This is a genomic window from Microbispora sp. NPDC046933 (genome assembly GCF_040644635.1).
Lineage (GTDB): Bacteria > Actinomycetota > Actinomycetes > Streptosporangiales > Streptosporangiaceae > Microbispora.
Genome location: NZ_JBEYWW010000023.1, coordinates 138,723 through 158,620, shown reverse-complemented (window position 1 = coordinate 158,620; position 19,898 = coordinate 138,723). Strand labels below are relative to the sequence as shown.

Here is a 19,898-nt window from a genome sequence, read left to right as displayed (position 1 = left end):
CGGGGTGTCCAGCGCTTCAGGCAAGCTTTAGAGCTTGAATTAAGATGCAACACCGTCACTGCGCGGGCTGTCAAGAGGCCTTGACTTGAACCTGTCAGCCGGGCCCGATGACCGGGCGGTGCGGGCGCACGCCGGCCCGCCGTACGGGAAGGCGGTAGGTCTCGCCGCGCATGAGGTAGTGGACCAGGTGCGACAGCCCCGCGCGCCGGACGTGCTGCTGGAAGTCCTTGAGCGGGGAGGCGAACGCCTCGTAGTCGTCGTAGTGGACGGGCAGGGCCGACTCCGGCTGCATCAGCCTGAGCCACTCCGTCCCCTGAGCGCCGTCCATGGTCACCGTCAGCCCGAGGATTCGCGTGCCGCCGAGGTGGACGATGCCGACGTCGATGTCGGGGAAACGGCGCGGGATCTCCGACAGGCACTCGTCCATGACCGTGTCGCCGCTGATGTGCAGGCGCAGGTCCACCTCGCCGGCGTGGGCGAAGTCGAGCACGCTCCCCATCACCGGCGGCATCAGCGCGTCCGCCGGGCCCGGCGCGTGCCGGGCGGGCGTGGCCGTCACCGTCAGCGTGCCGTCCCCGTGGCGCTCGTGGTAGTACTCCCAGGGTTCCAGGCCGATGGCGTGGCCGAACCCCTGGCGGCGCAGCCGGGCCGCCGCGTGGCGGGTGGTGACGATCGGCAGATCCTTGTCGAGGCCGTTCCTGGCGATCCTGTCCCAGTGGTCGCCGTGCATGTGCGACAGCACGACCAGATCCAGCGGCGGAAGCTCCGAGACCTCCATCGCCGGCTCGGTGCGGCGGCGGGTGCTCACCCCCCAGCCGAGATGGGCTCGCTGTCCCTGGTGCAGGAAGTTCGGATCCGTCAGCAGGGTGAACCCGTGAGAACGGATGATCATGGTGGCGTTTCCCACGAAGAACACGGTCGCGTCCGCTGGATCGGGCATGACGCCTCCCCTCTCCCAGACTTTCAGGCTACGTAAACCGCCACAAATCACCCGAAAGCGGGGGGCGGTTACCTAGCTGGCCCGTCAGCACATCAGCTGGTGGCGGCGACGGCGGCGCGAGCGCCGTTTCAGCCGCCCAGCTTGACCGCACGGTGTACGTCCCCGGCGTAAGCCTCGGGCTGTTCCCAGGCTGCGAAGTGGCCCCCGGCAGGGTGTTCCACATAATCGCGAACGTTCAGGAACGCCTCGGCGTAGCTTCGCGGCTCCGGTTTGATGTCGCGCGGAAACACGGAGAGCACGGTCGGCGTGTCGATCCGGTCAGGGAGGGCGACCGGTTCGACATAGGTGGCGAAAGAGGTGCCGATCGTGCCGGTGACCCAGTAGGCGGTGACCCAGGTGAGAAGCTCGTCCGTCGTGAAGGCCGACTCGTCGGACCAGGACTGCAGTTTCTCGACGATCCACGCCGCGAGGCCGGCGGGTGAGTCGCCGAGGGCGACGGCGAGCGTGTTCGGCCGCGTCGACTGCTCCGCGATGTACCCGCCCTCGCTACGGAACCACTGTGCCGACCGGCCGAGGTAGGCCGCCGCGTCGGGCGCGAGCTTGGCCGGGTCCGCCGTGAGCGCACGCTGCGGGGCGATGTTCGTGAGGTGCAGGGCGGCCACCCGGTCCGGGTGTTCGGCCGCGAGGACTTCCGCGACGGCGCCACCCACGTCGCCGCCGGACACGGTGTAACGCGAGTAACCGAGCTCGTCCAGAGCGTCCGCGACGATCCCGGCGATCCGGTTGACCGACATACCGGGAACGGTGAGCGGGGCCGCGAATGGGAAGCCCGGCAGCGCGGGAACCACCACGTGCGTGTCCGCGAGCAAAGGCAGGACGCGCTCGAACCGCAACACCGAGTCCGGCCAGCCATGCAGCAGCACGACAACCGGGGCGCCGGGATCCGCGGACCGCTGGTGGATCACACGCAGGTCGGTGTCGCCCGCCTGCACCGTCACCCAGGGGAACGCGCCGATGCGGCGCTCGTGCACGCCCCAGTCGTACCCGTTCGCCCAGCGTTCGAGCAGTTCGTCGAGGTGGGTGCCGCTGATGCCGCGCGTCTCGTCGTCACTCCAGGGGATCGTGACACGCCGCGTCCGCTGGAGTCGTTCCCGCATCTCGTCGTTCATGTGTATCAGCGTACACATGATGTGTATGCTCGTACACATGACCTCGCGCAATGCGGCCGCCACCAGGCAGCGGATCCTGGAGCACGCGCAACGCCAGTTCGCCCAGCACGGGTACGCGGCGACCACGGTCAAAGGCGTGGCCGACGCGGCCGGCGTGTCGCCCAACCTCATCACGCGCTATTTCGGCGGCAAGGATGGCCTTTTCCTGGCGGCGACCCGGGTGGAGATCCCGGTCTCCGGCTCCTTCGACGGCGACCGTTCCACACTGGGTTCGCGCCTCGCGGCGAGCATCGTCCAGCGCTGGTTCTGTGCACCCGGGGAGGATCCGCTGCTCGTGCTGCAACGCGCGTCCGGCGAACGCCCGGAGGCGGCGGAGGCGCTGGCCGCCTTCCTCGACACGAACTCGCTGGAGCCGCTGCACCGCTACCTGCGCGACAGCGGCCTGGACGATGCGGAGGCCCGCAGCCGAGCCGCAGCGATCGACGCCTTCGTGCTCGGCGTCTCGACCCGCCGCCGGGTCCTGCGTTCCGAGCTCGGCGACCCCGCTGATCTCCAAGCATGGCTGAGCGCCACCATCCAACGCCTCGCCGGCGGATGATGCACGACGGCAAGAATGACGGCGCGACCAAGAAGGTTTGAGGTGCGGGGGTCGGGCCGCCGCCACGACACCGCCCATCCGACAGGCCGGACGGCGTGTCATCCAACACCTGAACGTTCTTGGCCAGGCGCTAGCCGAGGAAGGCCGCGACCTCGCGGACGAAGGCCTCGGGGGCGTTCTCGTGAATCAGGTGCCCGGCCGGGATCGTGACGTGCTCCGCGCCGGGGATGCGGCGGGCCATCTCGGCGACCCGTTCCTGGGGGATGTGGCTGTCCGGCCCGCCGCCGATGACGAGCGTGCGGGCGGTGATCCGGCCCAGCCGCTCCAGCCACGCCGGGTCGGGGCGGTCGATCTGGGGCCTTGTCGCCTCCACCATGGCCCAGTCGAACGGCAGGGGCTCCTCCGGCCGTACGAGCGGGGGCGGCTCGCGCGGCACGGGGAGCGGGACGTCCTCCAGGACCAGCGTCCGCACGCGGCCCGGCCGCTCCGCGGCGAGCAGGTAGGCCACGATGCCGCCCATCGAGTGCCCGATCACGTCCACCGTGCCCAGCGACAGCGCGTCGAGGAAGGCGAGGACGTCGTCGCGCATGAGTTCCAGGCCGTAGTCTCCCGGCCAGTCGCTGGCACCGTGGCCGCGCAGGTCGAGCGCGTACACGCGGCGGTCGGCGGCCAGCGCACCGGCCACGCCGTCCCAGCCGGCCATGCCCTCGCCCAGACCGTGCAGCAGGATCAGCGGCGGGGCGTCGTCCGGGCCGTACGTCCGGTACGCGATCCCGATGCCGTCGGCCTGAACCACCGCGTGATCCGTCACATCGCGACGATAACCCCCTATGGGAGTAATAGGCACACCAAGTAGCATGACGCCGGAAAACGGGATCACCGTTGATCACGGATACGGCCGATCCCGCATGCCGGGTGGCCGGGAGGCTGCTCGTACGCGGGAGGTCAGGTGTCCGCACTGCGGCGTGGACTGTGGGCGCCGGTCGCCCTCTCCTACGTCACCTTCATCCTCGTCGGCCTGAGCGCCGGCGTGGGCGGGGTGCTGCTGCCGGCGCAGATCGACGACTACGGCCTCGACAAGGCCACGGTCGGCACGCAGTTCTTCACCTTCTCGGCCGGGTTCATGCTGGCCGGGTCGACCGCCGGCCCGCTGATCCACCGCTTCGGGATCCGGGCCTCGCTCATCCTCGGCGGCGGCACGTTCGTGCTGGCCGGCCTCTACTCGGCCGTACGCCCGCCGTTCCTGGCCTTCGTGGCGGTCCAGATCCTGGCCGGGTACGGCACCGGCATCCTCGAATCGGTGCTGAACGCCTACCTCACCGATCTGCCGGGAGCGACGACGCTGCTCAACCGCCTGCACGCGTTCTTCGGCGTCGGCGCGCTGCTCGGGCCGCTGCTGGCCACCTGGATCCTGACCTTCCTGCCGTGGACGGCCGTGTGGCTGGTCCTGGCCCTGGTGTGCCTGCCGCTGCTGGCCGGCTTCCATCTGACCCTGCCCGCCCGCGAGGCCCCGCCGCCCGCGTCGGCCGAGGAGCAGGCGGAGCGTCCGGGCCTGCTGGCCACCGCGTCGCGGCAGCCCGCCGTCCTGCTGGGCGCGGTGTTCCTGGCCGTGTACGTCGGCCTGGAGCTCAGCGTGGGCAACTGGGGGTTCACCTTCCTGGTCGACGAGCACGGGCAGGGAAGCCTGCTGGCCGGATACACCGTCTCCGGCTACTGGCTCGGGCTCGCTCTCGGGCGCTTCCTGATCAGCCCGGCGGCCACCAGGCTCGGCATGACCGCGACCGGGATGACCTTCGTCTGCCTGGCCGGCATCACCGTCAGCACGGTTCTGGCCTGGATCGCGCCGGGCGGCGTGGTGGCCAGCGTGAGCTTCGTGCTGCTCGGCTTCTGGCTCGGGCCGATCTTCCCCACGACGATGGCCGTCGCGCCGCGGCTCACCGTGACCCGGCTGGTGCCCACGGCGATCGGGCTGCTGAACGGAGTGTCGGTGGTCGGCGGCGCGGTGTTCCCGTGGCTGGCCGGGGCGATCGCGCAGGGCGTCGGGGTCTGGACGCTGCCGCCCTTCGCCGTGGCGCTCGCCCTGCTGCAACTGCTCTTCTGGTGGCTGGTGGTGGGCCGCATGAACCCGGCCCCCCGCACCGCCTCCTAGCGGCGGCGGGACGACCTGGTCAGTTCGAACGCGGCGACCGTGGCGAGGCCGTACCCGAGGTGGGGGACCAGGTCGGCCAACCAGCCGCTGACGCCCCACTCACGCGGGTCGGTCAGCCCGAGCGCGGTCATCGGCGCGCTGCCCGCGACCGCCGCGGCCATGCCCACCCCGGTCGCCGCGGCCGGGAGGCTGACCCCGCGCCGTACGGCGTGGCGGAACAAGCCGTAGGCCAGGCCCACACCGACGCCGGTGAGGATGCCGAGCATCGGCCCGAGCCCCTGCTCCCGGTTGCGGGCGTCCTCCTCCTCGCCGAGGTCGACGTGGAGCCGCTCGCTGACGGCGCCGGCCGCCTGCTCCGGCAGCGAGCTCGCCGGCCGCGCGCGCACCGCCATGTCCAGGTAGGTGATCGCGTTGAGCACGGTCGTCCCGGCCGCTCCCGCGACCGCTCCCGCCACCATGTCCCTATAAATCCCCATAGCGGTCGCCTAACCGGGCCGGGGCGGCTGAAACGGCACGCTCCCGCGCGCGGGTCAACGGGCGATATAGGGTCGTGCGGGTGACGGTAAACGACACCCCGGGGGACGGAATGGACCGAGAGCTCACCCTGATGGCCGTGCACGCGCACCCCGACGACGAGGTGATCGGCACCGGCGGGATCCTCGCCAAGTACACCGCCGAGGGGATCCGTACGGTCCTGGTGACGTGCACCAACGGCGAGCAGGGGGACGGCCCCGGCGGGGTGAAGCCGGGCGAGCCCGGCCACGACGACGCCGCGGTCGCCGAGCGGCGGCTGGCCGAGTTGCGCGAGTCGGTCGCCCACCTCGGCATCGATCACCTGGAGCTGCTCGGCTACCGCGACTCCGGCATGGACGGCTGGGACGGCAACGGCCACCCCGACGCGTTCGCGAACGTCCCGGTCGAGACGGCCGCCGCCAGGCTCGCCGCGCTGATGGAGCGCTACCGTCCCCAGGTGATCGTCACCTACGACGAGAACGGCAACTACGGACACCCCGACCACATCCAGGCCCACCGCATCGCGGTCGCGGCGGCCGAGATGACCGGCATTCCGGACAAGTTCTACTACACCGCCGTGCCGCGTGAGGGCATCCGGCAGATGTTCGAGTTCATGCGGGCGAACGGCATGGCCCCGGACGACTTCGAACTCCCCGACGACTTCGGCACGCCCGACGAGCTCATCACCAGCGTCGTGGACGTCTCGCCGTACGTGGAGAACAAGCTGAAGGCCCTGCAGGCGCACGCGAGCCAGGGCGAGAACATCCCCTTCCTGAAGATGCCGCCGGAAGCCCAGCACCAGGCCTTCTCGCGCGAGTTCTTCATCCGGACGACGTCCCGGGTGGCCGCCCCCGACCGGGAAGACGACCTGTTCGCCGGCCTCCGCTGAGTTCGCGCCCACTCGGCCGGCTCCGACCGGTCTCTCAAGGCCGGTGCCGGAGGGAGAGGACCTGCCGCCAGTGCTCGGCGGCCTGCGCCATGTCGTGGCTGAGGAGCTCGAAGAACCTGCTGGTCGTGTGCAGCCGCAGGCCCACCGGCGTGCCGGTGCCGAAGACGTCCGCCCCACGCCGTGTGGTGTCCGCCCACAGCGCCATCGACCTGGCGCTCTCCGACCAGGTGCGGTACCACACGTCGACGTCGACGTCGTAACGCTCGCGCCGAGCCTCACGTGTGCGGCTGACCAGGCCGCGCTGCTCGAGCCAGCGGATGGCCCTGGAGATCGACGCCGGGCTCACGTGGAGACGTTGGACCAGCTCCGCGGTGGTCAGGCTGGCGCCGTCGCTGACGAACAGCGCGGCGAACACCCTGGCCGTCAGCGGTGACATCCCCGTCTGGACCATCATGCCGGTGAAGTCCTCGGTGAACTCCTGGACCGTGCGGGCGTCCCGGTCCCCGTACGTGTCCGGGGGTTCGGGCGGGGAGACCGGCCGGCGACGGCGGGCGCGCCAGTTCGTCGCCTGCTGGGCGCGGTGGGCCCGATAACCGTGCGGGCCGCCATTGCGAGAGATCTCGCGGCTGACGGTGGACCTGGGCCGCCCCAGCCGCCGGGCGATCTCCGCGTAGGTCAGCCCGTCCCTCAGCCCTTCCGCGATGCGGCGGCGGTCCTCGAAGCTCAGGCGGCTTCGTGCGGCCATCCGATCCCCCTCGTCGTTCACCGGATCGTCCTGATCGGCTGCGGCCGGATGCGACACGACGGAGCATCCGGTGCATTCTGCGACAGCTCTTTGCACCAATCAAACGTCGCCCAGCTGCGCATACATGAAGAGCTCGTTGCCGTGACACAAAAGGCGTCCGTAGCCTCCCCAGTCGTGAACGGCGTCCGTGCCGATCCACGGAATCCCATCCGGGAGGTTTGATCATGAAGGTCGTACTCGTCACCGGAGCCTCGTCCGGCATCGGCAGGGCCACCGCGCTGGAACTCCTGCGGGCGGGCCACATCGTGTACGGCGCGGCCAGGCGGGTGCGGAACATGGACGTCATCGGCGACGCCGGCGGCCACGTTCTCCCGATGGACGCGCGCGACCCCGCCGACCTGGAGCGGGTCGTCCGCACCGTCGTCGAGGAGCAGGGCCGGATCGACGTCCTGGTCAACAACGCCGGCACCGTGGTGCACGGTGCGGCCGAAGACGTCCCCCTGGAGCTGGCGCGCGACCAGTTCGAGGTGAACCTCTTCGCACCGGCCAGGCTGATCCAGCTCGTCCTGCCGCACATGCGCGAGCGGGAGTCCGGCACGATCGTCAACGTGTCGTCGATCGGCGGCGAGATCGCGTTGCCGCTCGGCTGCTGGTACTACGCCGCGAAACACGCTCTGGAGGCGTACTCCGACTCGTTGCGCATGGAGGTCGAGCAGTTCGGCATCGAGGTCGTGATCATCCAGCCCGGGATCATCAAGACCGGGTTCGAGGATCGCACCGCGCAGGACCTGCGGGAGATCTCCGGTGCGACCGCCTACGGGTCGATGGCCGAGGCCATGGCCAGGCGGAGCGAGACGCAACTCGGCGTGGACAGCCAGGCCTCCGATCCCGGCGTCGTGGCCGCGGCCATCCGCGAGGCCGTCGAAGCCGGCAAGCCCAGGACCCGCTACGCCGTCGGCTGGATGGCCGACAAGCTGCTCGAACTCAACAGGACGCTGCCGGACCGCGAGTTCGACAAGCTCGTCACCGGCTCCATCAGGTAACCGGCCCCGCTTCGCGGTCGATCACTGCCCGGCGGGACGGCCGTACGGGGCTCACGGCGCGTCTCGCGCCGGGGACGACAGCTCCGCCGCGAGCCAGCCGGTGACGAGCTCCCTGACCTGGGCGTCGATCGGCTCGCGCGCCTCACGCCGGTACGCGCGCAGCGACGGCGATCCGGGCTGCCTGCGCAGGATGTGGCTGAGATCGGCGATCACATGGGTCTCGATCGGTCCCGGCACCAGCTCCGCCATGCGGGCCAGGTCCTCCGGGTTCACCTGGAGATCCTTGTCTCCCGTGAGGGCCAGCACCGGCGCCTGGATCCGGGCGAGGTCGGCCGCGGGATCGTGGTCGAGGAACTCGCGGGTCCACCGGGCGTTCACCCGGACTCCGCCGATGCGGGCGACGTCGGTCGTCGTACGGCGGATGCGCTCGTGGTTCTTCGTCACCTTGGCGACCAGGTCGGTGCGGGTGAGGCGCAGCACGGCGCGGACGAACGCCGGCAGGGTCGGCGCGAGACGCGCGGCCTGCCAGCGCAGCGTCTCCGCGCCGCTCCTGGCGGTGCCGGCCAGCAGCACGACCGCCGCCACCCCGGGGTCGTGAGCGGCGGGGTCGTGGGCGGCGGGATCGTGGGCGGCGGGATCGTGGGCGGCGGGATCGTGGGCAGCGGGATCGTGGGCAGCGGGATCGTGGGCAGCGGGATCGTGGGCAGCGAGGTTCGCCGCGATCAGCGCGCCCTCGCTGTGCCCGGCCAGCGCCACGCGCCCGGAGTCGATCTCCGGGCGTCCGCGCAGCGCGGCCAGCGCGGACCGGGCGTCGTCCATGTTGTCGCGCAACCCTGCCGCCAGGAAATCGCCGGTGCTGGCCCCCACCCCACGCTTGTCGTAGCGGAGGGACGCGATCCCGGCCACCGCGAACGCCTCGGCAAGCTGACGGGTCACCCCGAGGGGGAGGCGCCGGTGATCGGAGTCACGGTCGACCGGCCCCGAGCCGGGAACCAGCAGTACTGCGGGGAAGGGCCCGTCGCCGTCGGGCAGGGTCAGCGTGCCGGCGAGCCGCTCGCCGCCCGAGGCGAAGGCGAGGCCGATGTCGCGCATCATGTCGACCGTCTCAGGAGCAGGCGAGGGCGGCGACCACGGTGTGCGGGTCGTCCACGCCCAGCAGCAGGGAGGCGTAGCCGTGCCCGTCGAGGTGGATCCGCACCGCCGGCTGACCGTCGCGCACATCCACGAACTCCCTGCCCATCCGGCTGTGCCAGGTGCCGAGCTTGCGCCGGCCGGGCACGCCGAGGCCGGTCCGTACGCCGCGGGCCGCGCCGAGCGCGTCGTCCACGATCTCCGCGGACCGGACCATCGACCGCGGAACATGCAGGTCGGCGCGCAGGGCGGCGGCCTTCTCCACGGTGGTGAGCCGCACTTCGACGGCGTCGGCGGTGATGGTCACGGTGCTCATGGCACTCCTCGCAGGTTGTCGCTTCGGTGAGGACGATTGTTCTCGTTTATGAGAATGATGTCAAATGTGAGAACCATGTGTGGGAACATGGAGCCATGACGACGGCCGAGTTGCTGCTGCACCCCATCCGGCTGCGCATCGTCCAGGCGCTCCTGGGCGAGCGGATGCTGACGACGGCCGACCTGCGCGCGGAACTCCCCGACGTGCCGCCGGCGACCCTCTACAGGCAGGTCGCGGCGCTGGTCGAGGGCGAGGTTCTGGAGATCGCGGAGGAGCGCAAGGTGCGGGGCACCTTCGAACGGACCTACCGGCTGCGTACGGCCAACGCGAACGTCAGCGCCGAGGAGGCGGCCGGGCTGGGCGCGGAGGAGCACCGTCAGGCGTTCATGACGTTCGTCGCACTGCTGCTGGCCGACTTCGACCGCTACCTCAGCCGCGACGAGATCGACATGGGCCGTGACGGCGTGGGGTTCCGGCAGGCGGCCATGTATCTCAGCGACGAGGAGTTCCTGGACTTCCTACGGGATCTCAAAGAGGTGCTCGTCCCGAGGCTCGCCAACCAGCCCGCACCGGGCCGCACCCGGCGCCTCCTGTCCACCATCGTCATGCCGGCCTGAAACGTCCCCCGCCGAGGAGCGAGCGCCGGCCTGGAGGAGGCGCCGTCCCAGGGCTTCGGCGGCCTCCCGCAGTTCGCGTGACCCGACGATGCGGAAGGGCGCCCGGATCGCCGTGAGCTGCCGGACGTACCAGTCCGGTTCGTCCGTGCTGCCGACCAGGCGCGTGCTGGTCGCGTCGATCGGCTCGCGGCGGCCCAGGCTGCGCGGGATCCACTCGGCCACGGCGTCGGCGGGCGCGTCGACGACGACCTCCACCTTGTAGCGCCACCCCGCCGAGAGATGGTCTTCCAGCATCTCCGCCGGGTCGAGATCGGCCGGAGGGGCGACCGGAGCGTCGAGAACCTCGACGCCCGCCACCTTGTCCACCCGGAGCACCCGGCGGGCGTTCTTCGTGTGCGACCAGCACAGGAGATACCACCGGCCACGGCGTACGACGACGGCCCACGGGTCGACCTCCATGACCCGCTCCTCGCCTGGGCGGATGCGATATCCGAGCCGCAGCCTGCGCCGCGCGGCGCAGGCCTGGACGAGGACGGCGGTGCTCTCGGGGCTGGGAGTCCTGGCCCCGGGCTCGGGGTGTCTCGTGCTCAGGCTCCGCACCGCCTCGGCCGGCCCGGCGACCGCCTCGGGGAGCACCCGCATGATCTTGCCGAGCGCGCTGCCCACGGGATCGGCCGGGTCCGGCGAGTCACTGTGTCCATCCAGCACGGCCATGACCAGCCCGAGCGCCTCGGCCGGCGTGAACATCAGGGGAGGCAGCCGGAGCCCCCGGCCGACGCGGTATCCCCCGTAGGGGCCGCGTTCGGACTCGATCGGGATGCCTGCCTCGCGCAGGATGCCGACGTAACGCCGGGCCGCTCGCTCGGAGACGCCGAGCCGGCCGGCCAGCCGTTCCGCCGTGATGCCCGGGCTGTTCTGGATCAGTTCGAGGAGCAGGAGTGTCCGGGCGGTCGGGCTCTCGTCGTGTGTCATTCGGCAACCCGTCACATTCCGGAAGTGGATCGTCCGGAATGCACCGTAGCCTGTCCGCCATGACCGAAAACGTCCTTTATGAGCCGCCGGTCGCGGGCGACGAGATCGACACCTTGCTGGGCTCCCTCGAACGCCAGCGCCGGATATTCGCGTGGAAGTGCGGCGGGCTCGACGCGGCCGGCCTGCGGGCGACCGCCGCCGCGTCGTCCATGACCCTGGGAGGGCTGCTCAAGCACTTGGCCCTGGTGGAGGACGACATGTTCTCCCAGAAGCTGTTCGGGCGGCCGCCGTCGCCGCCCTGGGACACGGTGGACTTCGACGCCGACCCCGACTGGGAGTGGCGCACGGCCGCCGATGACACTCCCGAGCAGTTGACCACCTTGTGGCAGGACGCGGTGGCCCGCTCCCGGGCCGACGTACGGCAGGCACTGGCCGAGGGGGGCCTCGGACGGCTCGCGGCCTACACCAACTCCCGCGGCGAGACGCCCAGCCTCCGCCGCCTGCTGATCGACATGATCGAGGAGTACGCCCGCCACATCGGGCACGCCGACCTCATCCGCGAGTCCGTCGACGGCCTGGTCGGAGAGGACCAGCCGGCGGAATGAGGCAGGACATCCCTGAGCCGATTCCCGCCGAGCAGCTCGTCATCGTCCCCGCCAACCAGGCGTCGTGGGACGACCTGCAGGCGATCTTCGGCACGACGGACTGCCATTGCCAGCGCTACAAGATCTTCACCTACCGGTGGGGCTCGGTCTCCGACGCGGAACGTGCCGCGCGCCTGCGCGAGCAGACCGGCTGCGGAACCCCCGGAGCCCGGTCGACCAGCGGTCTCGTGGCCTACCTGGACGGTGAGCCGGTCGGGTGGTGCGCGGTCGAGCCCCGCACGGCCTACCCCCAGCTGACCCGCACCCGCGTCCCCTGGACCGGACGGCAGGAGGACCAAGCGGACGACAGCGTCTGGGCCGTGACCTGCTTCGTCACCCGCAGGGGCTTCCGCGGGCGCGGGGTGACGTACGCGCTGGCAACGCCACGATCGACTTCGCCCGCGGACGGGGAGCCCGGGCCCTGGAGGCATACCCGATGATCACTTGGCCGGGGGTCGAGATCACCTGGGGCGAGCTCCACGTCGGCAGCCGCGATGTCTTCCTCGACGCGGGCTTCACCGAGGTGAGCAGGCCGACCCTCAGGCGAGCCGTCGTGCGGATCGACTTCTGACCGTCCTGCGGCGTACGGCCCGGTCAGCCAGAGGTCCGGTCAGTCGGAGGGCTGCTCAGCCAGAGGCCGGTCAGTCGGAGATCGCGATACGGAGGCGGCGGAAACCGCGACCCTTGCTCTCGATCTTGGCGACCTTGATCCTGCCGATCTGCTTGGTCGAGGCGACGTGCGTGCCCCCGTCGGCCTGGGTGTCCAGGCCCACGATGTCGACGATCCGCACCTCCGGGATGTGCTCCGGCACGAGGTTCGTCGCGGTGCGGATGATGTCGGGGATCGCGAAGGCCTCCGCACGGGGCAGCACCCGTACGTCGATCCGGCGGTCGGCGGCGATCTCGGCGTTGCACGCGTCCTCGACCGCCTCCTTGAAGCCGGGCGGCACCTCGGGGAGGTTGAAGTCCATCCGGGCGGTCATCGGGTCCATGTTCCCGCCGGTGACCAGGGCCCCGTAGTCGCGGAACACCACGCCGCACAGCACGTGCAGGCCCGAGTGGGTGCGCATGAGCGCGGAGCGCCGCTCGTCGGCGACCGCCGCCCTTACGACGGTTCCGGCGGGCGGGATCGGATCGTCCGGCGCTGGGACGAGGTAGAGGTCGTCCCCCTTGCGCACGCCCTCGATGCGGGTCTCAACGCCCTGCCACAGCAGCACGCCATGGTCCGGCGGCTGGCCTCCGCCGCCCGGGTAGAAGGCCGATCGGTCCAGGACGATCCCGTCCGGCGTGGCCTCCAGCACGACGGCCTCGAAGGACCGCAGGTCCTGGTCGGCCAGCTCCAGCCGCCTCGTCCGCCCGTGAAGATCGAACGTCACCTCACCAATTTTAGGTCGTGTAGGGCATCCCAAGCCCCTGCCGCACGACGAGCAGATTCGCGAGCTCCGGCCAGGCCGGTCCGCAGAGGGCGTCGAAGACCAGGGAAAGCAGGGCGGCCCGGTTCAGGGGATCGACGGATTCGGGGGAAACGGCAGTTCACCCCGGTCGGCACGGGCGAGCAGGCCGGCCCGCAGCGCCCGTACGTGATGGCCCGGTGCGCGCCCGGCAGTCCTCGCGCGACCGCTGGTTGAAGGCGACGAGAGCGGCGAAGTCGGCCTGGCTCCGCACCGCGAGCGGGTCGGGCGCCCGGCAGGCGATGTTTCGCCCCACCACCGTCACGCCGCTTTCATCGGCCGGGTTCCTCGCTCTCGGCGACGCTGTCGGCACGAGCCGGTAGGAGCACGGCGGTGACGACCACGACCAAAGACAGCACCGCACCGATGATGAAGGCCAGCCGCATGCCGTCGAGGTTGGCGAGCGCCTCTGCGACTCCCGCGGATTTCAGGGCATCGGCTCGCGCGCTCATCACGGTGATGACGAGCGCGGTGCCGAAGGCCGCGGCGACCTGCTGCAGCGTGCTCAGGATCGAGCTGCCGTGGGAGTAGAGGTGTGGAGGAACCGCTCCGAGCCCGAGGGTGAACACCGGGGTGAAGGCCGCCGCCAGACTCACCATCAGCAACGCGTGCAAACCCAGGAGCTGCCAGTAGGGCATGGTCATCGTGACCTGCGTGAGGCCGGCGAGCGCGAGCGTGATTCCGACCGCGCCGGGAATGACCAGAACCCGGCCGCCGAAACGGTCGAACAGGCGGCCGACCGCCGGACCGAGCAGCCCCATCGCGAGGCCGCCCGGCATCACGAGGAGTCCGGTCTCCAGGGGGCTGAGCCCGCGGACGTTCTGCAGGTACAGCGGCAGCAGAATCATCGAACCGAGCATCGCCATGAAGGCCACCGACATGAGGATCAGCGCGACCGTGTAGGTGCGGTGGCGCAGGGTGCGCAGGTCCATCAGCGGCACGCCGCGCTTCTGCAACGACAGCTGGCGGACGACGAAGACGACGATGGCGACCAGGCCCGCCGCGACGACCGAGGCGGCAACGCGGACGTCACCGCCCTCGAACCGGCTGAGCCCGTATACCAGGCCGCCGAAGCCGCCGGCGGCGGTCACCACGCTCAACCAGTCGATGGAGCTGACCTGGGGATCTCCGACATTCTTGAGCTGCTTCAGGCCGCGCCACGTGATCACCGCGGCGATGGGGAGCACCACGGCGAACAGCAGCCGCCACGACCCGAATTGGAGGATCAACCCCGAGACCGTCGGGCCCATCGCGGGCGCGACCGAGATGGCCAGGCTGACGTTGCCCATCACACGGCCCCGGTCCGCCTCGGGCACCACCTGCATCAGTGTGGTCATCAGCAGCGGCATCATCACGGCGGTCCCGGACGCCTGGATGATCCGGGCGCCCAGCAGCACCTCGAACGACGGCGCCACGGCCGCCAACGCCGTGCCGAGCAGAAACAGACCCATCGCGGTGGCGTACGCGCGGCGGGTGGTCACCCGCTGCAGGAACCATCCGGTGATCGGGATGACAGCGGCCATAGTCAGCATGAAGGCGGTCGAGAGCCACTGCGCGGTCTGCTCGGTGATGTGCAGAGCGCCCATCAGCCGGGGGATCGCGTTGATCATAATCGTCTCGTTGAGGACGACCACGAACGTGGCGAGCACCAGCAGCCGGATCACGGCCGGGGTGCCTCTTGAAACGGCCGTCGCGGTTTTGGGTGAATCAGACAGGGCGATGGACACGGCACCTCGATCAGGGTTGTCGGGACATGACGAGGCCATTGCCGGCCCCAGCCTCGGGTCTCACAAGAAGTTGTGGGCGTAGAAAGCCTGACAGGCGCCACCGACAAAACTCATCGTTCGCAGCCAGCATCCCGGCAAGTCACCCGAAATGTCACTTGGTTTTCACCCGCACACGATGCGGCTACACACGGTAATGACCAACGGTGTCCGACGGGTGAACCCGCTGGTGAGGTACTGCTTCCGCCGGTCGAGCCGAGAGCGTTGGCTTCGACGTTCTCGGCCGAGACGCCGCAGTGATCCTGCCCGGCAAGGCCACCTCACACGATCGTCTCCCTTGCCCGACAAGGAGGGAGTCGCCGAAAGGTTTCGGAACGGCTGCTGCTCGCGTCACGCCAGAAGGAGAGCCGACCCTCACATCCCACTCCATGGAACCCGCGCCGTCCGTGAACATCGCTGGTGGTTGTGACTCTTGACGTACAACAGACGGGTTCCTATGGTCGGCATTGCTTTCGTAACACTGCCGAAACTTTCGGACAGCCTTCATTGGCCGAAGAGGAGTCGTCGTGGTCAACCGAAGCCGGCCCCCACGCCGGTCACGTCTTCTCCCCGTCCCACCGGCCGCCACAGGTCTGGTGCCGGGCGCTGTGCCGCTGCCCGCCCGCCGCGGCTGACCTGATCGCACCACCCGTCACGCTCCCGTTTCCCCCCAACCCGAGGAGTTCCCTGTGCTTCGCTCCGCACTGTCCATCGGCCTCGTGAGCGCCACGGTCCTGCTGGGCGGGGTGGCTCTCACCGGCCCGGCCTCGGCCGAGCCTGGCGCCGCCCCCGCACAGTCCCAGGCCACCAGGTATCCCGCGGACTCGCTGCGCGCCCTCGGCGACCGGGTCGGTCTGCGTATCGGCACCGCCGTGAACACGGACGAGCTCGGCGGCAACGCCGACTACACCCGGATCACGGCCGAGCAGTTCTCCAGCGTCACTCCGGAGAACGTGATGAAGTGGCAGCTGGTGGAGCCCACCCGCGGCACGTACGACTGGGCTGCCGCCGACCGGCTGGTCGCCTTCGCGAAGAAGAACAAGCAACTGGTCCGCGGCCACACGCTGGTGTGGCACAGCCAGCTGCCCACCTGGCTCTCCTCCGACGGCTACACCACCACGCTGTCCAACGACGAGCTGAAGGCCCTGCTCAAGAAGCACATCCAGGATCAGGTGAAGCACTTCAAGGGCGACATCTGGCAGTGGGACGTGGTCAACGAGGCGTTCGACGACAACGGGCAGCCCCGCCAGACCATCTGGTACAAGGCGTGGGGCGGCCTCGGCTACATCGCCGACGCCTTCCGCTGGGCCCGCGAGGCCGACCCCAAGGCCCTGCTGTTCTACAACGACTACAACCTCGAGTTCACCGGGCCGAAGAGCGACGCCGTGTACGCCTTCGTCCGGACTCTAAAGGCCCAGCGTGTGCCCATCGACGGCGTCGGCTTCCAGGGCCACCTGGACACCCAGTACGGCTTCCCGGACCTGCAGAACAACCTGCAGCGCTTCGCGGATCTCGGCCTGAAGGTGGCCGAGACCGAGGTGGACGTCCGCACGTTCACGCAGGCCCCGCCGAACGAGAACACCCCGACCAACCCGCTGGCCGGGTACGCCCAGGAGAGCTACTGGTCCCGCGCCCTGAAGGCCTGCCTGGCGGTGCGCGAGTGCATCTCGTTCACCCCCTGGGGATTCGGTGACACGTACTCCTGGATCCCCGGCTGGTTCGACGACCCGCAGGAGGGCGCCGCGCTGCTGTATGACGGCAACCTGCAGCCCAAGTCGCAGTACTACGTGCTCCAGCAGGACCTCGCACTCGCCGCGGGCGCACCGCACCGCTCCGGCCCGGGCGCGGGCCGCAACTGACCCACACCGGCACGCACGGGGCCGCCCTGGCACCACCGGGGCCGCACTCCACGAGGCGGCCCCGTCTGCCGTGATCTGTCCTGGATAAGGAGAAACCCCCGAACCCTGGGCTCGGGGGTTTCCGATGTCCTGAGACATCACGTGATTGCCCTCGGCAGGATTCGTACCTGAACCGCCCCGGCTTCGGTGGAGACCTTGATGTGCCTCGGGTTCTGTGGAGTCGGGAGCGCTTCACCGACCTCCTACGGGGGTAGCTGTCAACCTCATCTCCGTCGGAGGGCGGGGTTGGGGCGGAGCCCCGCATGCTTGAAGGTGAGCGGTATCGTCCGGGCGTGGTCGAGCAGGTCTGGCAGCTGCGTGGTGGTGGGGAGATCCTCGGCGAGATCCGGGTGGACGAAGGCCACTTCCCCTGGTTGTCGGGGCGCTTCGTTGCCCGTTCCGGGTACGCGGCTGTGGAGCCGCTGTTCGTGGAGGAACTCGCCCTCATAGAGGCAGACGGCGAGCTTGACTACGACGCCTGGAAAGCGGCGTATGCACGCATCAGCGACCAGGTGGAGTTGATCGCCCCGGACGGCCGCCCAGTGGCGGACTTCCTCCTTCACATCAGTGGCCAGGACGCGTGGTTCCGCTGGAGCGACGTCCCGTTGGAGGAGTAGTAGACCGCATCGCAGCGCCCACACGCTCTTTCGAGCAGAGAGCTGCGGGGAAGGCTATGGCCTCGTCGTAGGTCTGGCCGGTGGTCAGGCAGTGGTGGACGATGCGGAATCCACTCCTTGTACGGCTCCGAGCACCTGGTGAGCCACTCGATCACCACCTCGACGCCGTGCATCATGGACACCGTTGAAGCAATCTAAGCGCGGCTGGCACAAGGAAGCATCGCATGATCGACCAGTTCGACTGGGCACACCTCACGCACGCCTACGGAAAGGCCACCGACATACCCGGGCACCTGGCGGCCTTGACGTCTTCCGACGAGAAGGCGCGCGCGGATGCCCTAACGCACCTGGACAGCGCGGTTCTGCATCAGGGGTTCCCGGGCGAGGCAACCGCCCCTGTGGCGCGTGTGGTCGGCTGGCTGATCGCTACCGGTGCGGTCGACGGCGACGTCCTTGGCGAGCTCGTCGAATTTTTGGGAGCGGTGGCCAGTGCTACCTATGAGCTGCGGGAAGACTCGTCCTTCGCTCCGTGTATCCCGGAGCTGGAAGCGTCGGTGGTCGAGGCCTACCACCAGATCGTCCGCCTGCTCGACTCTGATTCGCGTAGCTTACGGACACGTGTGGCCGAGGCCGTCGTCGAGCAACTCCGTCTTCCGCAGCTCGCATCGGAACGCCCGTCGATGGCACATCGGCTTCGTCGCTGGCTCACCCATGAGAATGAAGACCGGCACGTACGGGTCAGATTGCTTGGCGAACTCGGCGAGGATGTACAGGAGTTCCTCGATGACCCTGACCGCGCTGTCCGTCTCCGCGCGGCGTTGGCACCGTCGTCCCGGCACAGCGCCCGGGCTGTCGCCATCCTTGTCGATGCGCTGGCCGACTCCCTGCCAGCCGGTGTGCATCGCACCGAAGTGGTCACCGCGGTCATTGATCGGGTCGATGACTTCGACCGCATCGCTGAACCTGCGACGGCCATAGCCCAGCAAGCCCGCTGGACCGGCTTCCATTCCGATTGGGGGCCGCTGCTGACCTTCGCCTTCCGCGAGCCCTACCGCCCTGGAACGCCCCTGTCACCAGGCCAGAAATCGCTTCTGCGTGCGCTCACTCACAACGATGACCTCTGGGATCCCCGCAACGGGAGCATCGCCCTTCTCTTCGAAGAAGCAGGACTCCCGCGCGATCGAGAGCAGTGTGAGCGCATCCTCACCGAGGCGCCCCACGAAAGCTGACGCACCTTTCCACGCTCTCCTCATCTGACTGCGCAGGCGCGCTATCCGATGTACGGCAGGCCGGTGCCGGCGAGGTAGTGACCGATCCGCAGAGCCATCGAGCGGTCCATCGGCAGCATCTCGACCTCGGCACCGGGCACCCATCGGACCCTCGGTGGATTCACTGCTCGGGGTGGGCTGGCCGCTGACGTGGCAGGCAGTGAGGACGATGGAGAACTCTTGGCGGGGGTCGGTGTAGGTGCCGATGAGGCCGGTGATCTCACAGACGATGCCCGTTTCTTCGAGGGTCTCGCGTACAGCGGCCTAGGGGAGGGATTCGCCGAGGTCGATGGCACCACCGGGGACGGCCCAGTTGCCGTTGTCGCTGCGGCGGATAGGCCGGTAAAGGACGAGGGCGTTGTGTACGCGGGCGGCCGTGCCATCGTCGACGCCCTCGTCTGCGCCGCGTTGGGCGACCTCGGGGCTGTCGGGGTCACCGAGCAGGATGCGTACCCTCACTCCGGCTGCGGCCTTCTCGCCGAGCATCCGCACGATCCCGGCATCGTCGGCGAGAAACAGGCCGATGTAGACCAGGACGCCGATCTCGTCCTGGGCCTGGGCGAACAGACGTCCCCATGCGTCCCAGGGACGGCCCAGCGGTGCGGGTAGACGGTGACGATCTCGCTCTCGGACGCTGAGGCGACCTGTTCCCGCGTCAGGGCCTCGGGCCATAGGTAGCCCTCGTCCATCCCCAGGTGGGTGGCGACGGCGTACCTGTGCTTTCGGTACAGTGCGCGGCCTTTGGTGATCCAGCGTTCGACGGTCTTGGGGTCCACCTGGATCGCGGTCGCCAGCTCGGCGATGCTCACCCCGCGTTCCAGAAGGGCCGCGCGTAGTCGCTCGTTGGCCATTTCACCTGCCGCGTCAGGACGTCCAGGGACGTGGCAATCGTAGACGGGACGTCTTGAACATGTCCCGTCGTGTAGTGATCTCGTCCTGCCCTCCCGTCGCACTCTCGGTGTCACAACGCACCACTATCTGCGACGGAAGGAGAACATGACTGAAACGCTCAACGGCGTCTGAACCGAGCGGAACCGCCGGTCAGACGCCGTCCGTTGTGGCTGGTTGAGCGGAGAGCGTGGGATTCGAACCCACGAGACCGGTCACCCGGCCTAGCGGTTTTCAAGAGCACTACGGTTTCTCCGGCTGTAACGGCTCTGACCTGCGGCTCAGCA

General features: G+C 69.6%; 22 protein-coding genes and 1 pseudogene. 11 read left to right on the top strand and 12 right to left on the bottom strand.

What is annotated here, in order from left to right; translation table 11 throughout:
- Positions 1-94: 94 nt before the first annotated feature.
- Both ABZ857_RS28500 and ABZ857_RS28495 read right to left on the bottom strand, forming a co-directional pair.
- Positions 95-940 (bottom strand): MBL fold metallo-hydrolase, encoded by an 846-nt coding sequence (locus ABZ857_RS28500; RefSeq protein WP_357048392.1) that lies wholly within the window; start codon positions 938-940, stop codon positions 95-97.
- Between the two features lie 128 nt (positions 941-1,068).
- Complete coding sequence (locus tag ABZ857_RS28495; RefSeq protein WP_357048389.1) at positions 1,069-2,109, bottom strand: epoxide hydrolase family protein; 1,041 nt, start codon at positions 2,107-2,109, stop codon at positions 1,069-1,071.
- A 37-nt stretch (positions 2,110-2,146) separates the two neighbouring features.
- Between ABZ857_RS28495 and ABZ857_RS28490 the strand changes: the two genes are divergently transcribed.
- On the top strand, positions 2,147-2,707 hold the full coding sequence (locus ABZ857_RS28490; protein ID WP_357048386.1) for a TetR family transcriptional regulator: 561 nt from the start codon (positions 2,147-2,149) through the stop codon (positions 2,705-2,707).
- Between the two features lie 130 nt (positions 2,708-2,837).
- Here the strand turns inward: ABZ857_RS28490 and ABZ857_RS28485 are convergent, their stop codons facing one another.
- Positions 2,838-3,518 (bottom strand): alpha/beta hydrolase, encoded by a 681-nt coding sequence (locus ABZ857_RS28485; protein ID WP_357048383.1) that lies wholly within the window; start codon positions 3,516-3,518, stop codon positions 2,838-2,840.
- A gap of 138 nt (positions 3,519-3,656) precedes the next feature.
- On the opposite strand from ABZ857_RS28485, the gene ABZ857_RS28480 reads away from it, so the two are divergent.
- Positions 3,657-4,856, top strand: a complete 1,200-nt coding sequence (locus ABZ857_RS28480; RefSeq protein ID WP_357048380.1) for an MFS transporter — start codon at positions 3,657-3,659, stop codon at positions 4,854-4,856.
- Here ABZ857_RS28480 and ABZ857_RS28475 read toward each other — a convergent pair.
- Positions 4,853-5,332: a hypothetical protein gene (locus tag ABZ857_RS28475; RefSeq protein ID WP_357048378.1), complete on the bottom strand. Its 480-nt coding sequence runs from the start codon at positions 5,330-5,332 to the stop codon at positions 4,853-4,855. The two genes, ABZ857_RS28480 and ABZ857_RS28475, sit on opposite strands and share 4 nt — an antisense overlap.
- Positions 5,333-5,412: 80 nt before the next feature.
- Between ABZ857_RS28475 and ABZ857_RS28470 the strand changes: the two genes are divergently transcribed.
- Positions 5,413-6,258, top strand: coding sequence for a PIG-L family deacetylase (locus ABZ857_RS28470; RefSeq protein ID WP_357048375.1), 846 nt, complete (start codon positions 5,413-5,415; stop codon positions 6,256-6,258).
- A gap of 34 nt (positions 6,259-6,292) precedes the next feature.
- Here ABZ857_RS28470 and ABZ857_RS28465 read toward each other — a convergent pair whose 3' ends face one another.
- On the bottom strand, positions 6,293-7,003 hold the full coding sequence (locus ABZ857_RS28465; protein WP_357048372.1) for a helix-turn-helix domain-containing protein: 711 nt from the start codon (positions 7,001-7,003) through the stop codon (positions 6,293-6,295).
- A 224-nt stretch (positions 7,004-7,227) separates the two neighbouring features.
- Here ABZ857_RS28465 and ABZ857_RS28460 point away from each other — a divergent pair, with 224 nt between their 5' ends.
- Positions 7,228-8,046, top strand: coding sequence for an oxidoreductase (locus ABZ857_RS28460; protein ID WP_357048369.1), 819 nt, complete (start codon positions 7,228-7,230; stop codon positions 8,044-8,046).
- A gap of 51 nt (positions 8,047-8,097) precedes the next feature.
- Here ABZ857_RS28460 and ABZ857_RS28455 read toward each other — a convergent pair whose 3' ends face one another.
- Both ABZ857_RS28455 and ABZ857_RS28450 read right to left on the bottom strand, forming a co-directional pair.
- A complete protein-coding gene (locus ABZ857_RS28455) occupies positions 8,098-9,138 on the bottom strand; it encodes an alpha/beta fold hydrolase (RefSeq protein WP_357048367.1) in 1,041 nt (346 codons plus the stop codon).
- A 13-nt stretch (positions 9,139-9,151) separates the two neighbouring features.
- Positions 9,152-9,493 (bottom strand): hypothetical protein, encoded by a 342-nt coding sequence (locus tag ABZ857_RS28450; RefSeq protein ID WP_357048364.1) that lies wholly within the window; start codon positions 9,491-9,493, stop codon positions 9,152-9,154.
- Positions 9,494-9,588: 95 nt separating this feature from the next.
- On the opposite strand from ABZ857_RS28450, the gene ABZ857_RS28445 reads away from it, so the two are divergent.
- Entirely contained in the window at positions 9,589-10,110 is a 522-nt protein-coding gene (locus tag ABZ857_RS28445; RefSeq protein ID WP_357048362.1) for a helix-turn-helix domain-containing protein, read from the top strand.
- Here ABZ857_RS28445 and ABZ857_RS28440 read toward each other — a convergent pair.
- Positions 10,012-11,082: a WYL domain-containing protein gene (locus tag ABZ857_RS28440; RefSeq protein WP_357048359.1), complete on the bottom strand. Its 1,071-nt coding sequence runs from the start codon at positions 11,080-11,082 to the stop codon at positions 10,012-10,014. The genes ABZ857_RS28445 and ABZ857_RS28440 overlap by 99 nt on opposite strands.
- Positions 11,083-11,141: 59 nt before the next feature.
- Between ABZ857_RS28440 and ABZ857_RS28435 the strand changes: the two genes are divergently transcribed.
- Genes ABZ857_RS28435 through ABZ857_RS28425 form a run of 3 tightly spaced genes read left to right on the top strand, consistent with a single transcriptional unit; the run spans position 11,142 to position 12,297 of the window.
- Positions 11,142-11,687 carry a DinB family protein gene (locus ABZ857_RS28435; protein ID WP_357048356.1) on the top strand — a complete coding sequence of 182 codons (546 nt, stop codon included), beginning with the start codon at positions 11,142-11,144 and terminating at the stop codon, positions 11,685-11,687.
- Complete coding sequence (locus ABZ857_RS28430) at positions 11,684-12,166, top strand: hypothetical protein (RefSeq protein WP_357048353.1); 483 nt, start codon at positions 11,684-11,686, stop codon at positions 12,164-12,166. The genes ABZ857_RS28435 and ABZ857_RS28430 overlap by 4 nt, the downstream gene beginning before the upstream one ends.
- The gene (locus tag ABZ857_RS28425; protein WP_357048350.1) at positions 12,163-12,297 is read left to right on the top strand and encodes a hypothetical protein; all 135 of its coding nucleotides are present in this window, start codon (positions 12,163-12,165) and stop codon (positions 12,295-12,297) included. Before ABZ857_RS28430 ends, ABZ857_RS28425 begins: the two co-directional genes overlap by 4 nt.
- 70 nt (positions 12,298-12,367) lie before the next feature.
- Here ABZ857_RS28425 and ABZ857_RS28420 read toward each other — a convergent pair whose 3' ends face one another.
- Both ABZ857_RS28420 and ABZ857_RS28415 read right to left on the bottom strand, forming a co-directional pair.
- Positions 12,368-13,102 carry an alanyl-tRNA editing protein gene (locus tag ABZ857_RS28420; RefSeq protein ID WP_357048347.1) on the bottom strand — a complete coding sequence of 245 codons (735 nt, stop codon included), beginning with the start codon at positions 13,100-13,102 and terminating at the stop codon, positions 12,368-12,370.
- 347 nt (positions 13,103-13,449) lie between these two features.
- Positions 13,450-14,841: an MDR family MFS transporter gene (locus tag ABZ857_RS28415; protein WP_357048344.1), complete on the bottom strand. Its 1,392-nt coding sequence runs from the start codon at positions 14,839-14,841 to the stop codon at positions 13,450-13,452.
- A gap of 788 nt (positions 14,842-15,629) precedes the next feature.
- Here ABZ857_RS28415 and ABZ857_RS28410 point away from each other — a divergent pair.
- The 3 genes from ABZ857_RS28410 (at position 15,630) to ABZ857_RS28400 (ending at position 18,684) form a co-directional block, all read left to right on the top strand.
- Positions 15,630-16,799, top strand: coding sequence for an endo-1,4-beta-xylanase (locus ABZ857_RS28410; protein ID WP_357048341.1), 1,170 nt, complete (start codon positions 15,630-15,632; stop codon positions 16,797-16,799).
- Between the two features lie 332 nt (positions 16,800-17,131).
- The gene (locus ABZ857_RS28405; protein ID WP_357048338.1) at positions 17,132-17,455 is read left to right on the top strand and encodes a hypothetical protein; all 324 of its coding nucleotides are present in this window, start codon (positions 17,132-17,134) and stop codon (positions 17,453-17,455) included.
- Between the two features lie 224 nt (positions 17,456-17,679).
- Entirely contained in the window at positions 17,680-18,684 is a 1,005-nt protein-coding gene (locus tag ABZ857_RS28400; protein WP_357048335.1) for a hypothetical protein, read from the top strand.
- 41 nt (positions 18,685-18,725) lie between these two features.
- Here the strand turns inward: ABZ857_RS28400 and ABZ857_RS28395 are convergent.
- A pseudogene (locus ABZ857_RS28395) lies at positions 18,726-19,059 on the bottom strand (NUDIX domain-containing protein).
- Positions 19,060-19,178: 119 nt separating this feature from the next.
- Positions 19,179-19,574 carry a helix-turn-helix transcriptional regulator gene (locus ABZ857_RS28390; protein ID WP_357048332.1) on the bottom strand — a complete coding sequence of 132 codons (396 nt, stop codon included), beginning with the start codon at positions 19,572-19,574 and terminating at the stop codon, positions 19,179-19,181.
- Between the last annotated feature and the right edge of the window lie 324 nt (positions 19,575-19,898).

Bases quoted from the DNA above. Each gene is read 5' to 3' on its own strand.
- ABZ857_RS28500 (WP_357048392.1), bottom strand. From the start codon at position 940: ATGCCCGATCCAGCGGACGCGACCGTGTTCTTCGTGGGAAACGCCACC.
- ABZ857_RS28495 (WP_357048389.1), bottom strand. From the start codon at position 2,109: ATGAACGACGAGATGCGGGAACGACTCCAGCGGACGCGGCGTGTCACG.
- ABZ857_RS28490 (WP_357048386.1), top strand. From the start codon at position 2,147: ATGACCTCGCGCAATGCGGCCGCCACCAGGCAGCGGATCCTGGAGCAC.
- ABZ857_RS28475 (WP_357048378.1), bottom strand. From the start codon at position 5,332: ATGGGGATTTATAGGGACATGGTGGCGGGAGCGGTCGCGGGAGCGGCC.
- ABZ857_RS28465 (WP_357048372.1), bottom strand. From the start codon at position 7,003: ATGGCCGCACGAAGCCGCCTGAGCTTCGAGGACCGCCGCCGCATCGCG.
- ABZ857_RS28460 (WP_357048369.1), top strand. From the start codon at position 7,228: ATGAAGGTCGTACTCGTCACCGGAGCCTCGTCCGGCATCGGCAGGGCC.
- ABZ857_RS28455 (WP_357048367.1), bottom strand. From the start codon at position 9,138: ATGCGCGACATCGGCCTCGCCTTCGCCTCGGGCGGCGAGCGGCTCGCC.
- ABZ857_RS28450 (WP_357048364.1), bottom strand. From the start codon at position 9,493: ATGAGCACCGTGACCATCACCGCCGACGCCGTCGAAGTGCGGCTCACC.
- ABZ857_RS28445 (WP_357048362.1), top strand. From the start codon at position 9,589: ATGACGACGGCCGAGTTGCTGCTGCACCCCATCCGGCTGCGCATCGTC.
- ABZ857_RS28440 (WP_357048359.1), bottom strand. From the start codon at position 11,082: ATGACACACGACGAGAGCCCGACCGCCCGGACACTCCTGCTCCTCGAA.
- ABZ857_RS28435 (WP_357048356.1), top strand. From the start codon at position 11,142: ATGACCGAAAACGTCCTTTATGAGCCGCCGGTCGCGGGCGACGAGATC.
- ABZ857_RS28430 (WP_357048353.1), top strand. From the start codon at position 11,684: ATGAGGCAGGACATCCCTGAGCCGATTCCCGCCGAGCAGCTCGTCATC.
- ABZ857_RS28425 (WP_357048350.1), top strand. From the start codon at position 12,163: ATGATCACTTGGCCGGGGGTCGAGATCACCTGGGGCGAGCTCCACGTC.
- ABZ857_RS28400 (WP_357048335.1), top strand. From the start codon at position 17,680: ATGATCGACCAGTTCGACTGGGCACACCTCACGCACGCCTACGGAAAG.
- ABZ857_RS28390 (WP_357048332.1), bottom strand. From the start codon at position 19,574: ATGGCCAACGAGCGACTACGCGCGGCCCTTCTGGAACGCGGGGTGAGC.